The 973-nt window shown below is 77.1% G+C and carries 2 protein-coding genes; both read left to right on the top strand.

What is annotated here, in order from left to right; genetic code table 11:
* On the top strand, positions 1–618 hold a 618-nt coding region (locus FOE67_RS29830; RefSeq protein WP_182667434.1), incomplete at its 5' end, for a peptidoglycan-binding domain-containing protein.
* A partial coding sequence (locus FOE67_RS29825) for a helix-turn-helix domain-containing protein (RefSeq protein ID WP_182667433.1) occupies positions 615–973 on the top strand: 359 nt, incomplete at its 3' end. The genes FOE67_RS29830 and FOE67_RS29825, both read left to right, overlap by 4 nt.

The following is a 973-nucleotide window of genomic DNA, read 5'->3' as shown; positions in this document are numbered from 1 at the left end:
CCGGCGGGGGGTCACGGGGAGGGGGACGACGGCGTTCCCCGGCCCGATCGCCGTTCCCCTCCGGCCGTCGGGCCCACGTCCCCGTCCGCCCCGCCCGGGCCCGTCGCGGGCGCGGTGACGGCGACGGAAGCGGCGACCGCGCCCGTCCCGGCGGTCACGGGGCTCACGGGTGGTCCCCCCACCGGCGCCGGTGCCGGTGGGGGCTCCCACCGGCGACGCGCCGGGTGGCTCGCCTCGGCGGTCGTCCTGGCGGTGCTGCCGGCCCTCCTCGGCCTGCGCGCCCTGACCGGGTGGCCGTTCCTGCCGTGGGACGACGGCGGGGAGGAGTTCGCCTTCGAGCCCGGCCGCACCCACGGCTGCACCGTGCACCGGCGGGACGGCCTGCTCTACGCCGGACACAGCGAGACCGCCGAGGAGTTGCTGTACCAGTTGGTCATCAGTCGGGAGGTCCTGGAGGCCCAGTGCCTGCTGGACCACCACGGGTTCCCGCCCGGGCCGGTGGACGGGGCCTACGACGCGCTGACCGAGCGCGCCGTCAAGCGCTTCCAGGAGGACCGGGAACACCTCGTGATCGACGGCATCGTCGGCCCCCACACCTGGGAGGAGTTGCGGCGGTGAGCGAGCGTTGGCCCCCCGAGTGCGTCGTGTTGGCGGCCGAACTCCGGTCCCTGCGCGAGCGCACCGGTCTGAGCCTGGCCGCCCTGGCCGACCGGACCACGGCCGGCAAATCCTCCTGGCACCGCTACCTGACGGGCACGCAGTTGCCCCCGCGCGACGTGGTGGTGGAGCTGTGCGTGCTGGCGGGGGAACCGCCGGGTCGTGCGCTCGCGCTGTGGGAGTTGGCGGAGACGGCGCGCAGCCGCCGGGACGCCCGGCCCCGGGTGGAGCCGACGGACACCCCCGGGAAGCGACCGGACGGGTCGGGCGGCTCGGAGGACGGGGGGAACCCCGACCCCGACCCGCCCGTCGGGGC

Source organism: Streptomyces calidiresistens, assembly GCF_014141525.1.
Taxonomy (GTDB): Bacteria; Actinomycetota; Actinomycetes; order Streptomycetales; family Streptomycetaceae; genus Streptomyces; species Streptomyces calidiresistens.
This window is presented reverse-complemented; position numbering and strand designations above follow the sequence as displayed.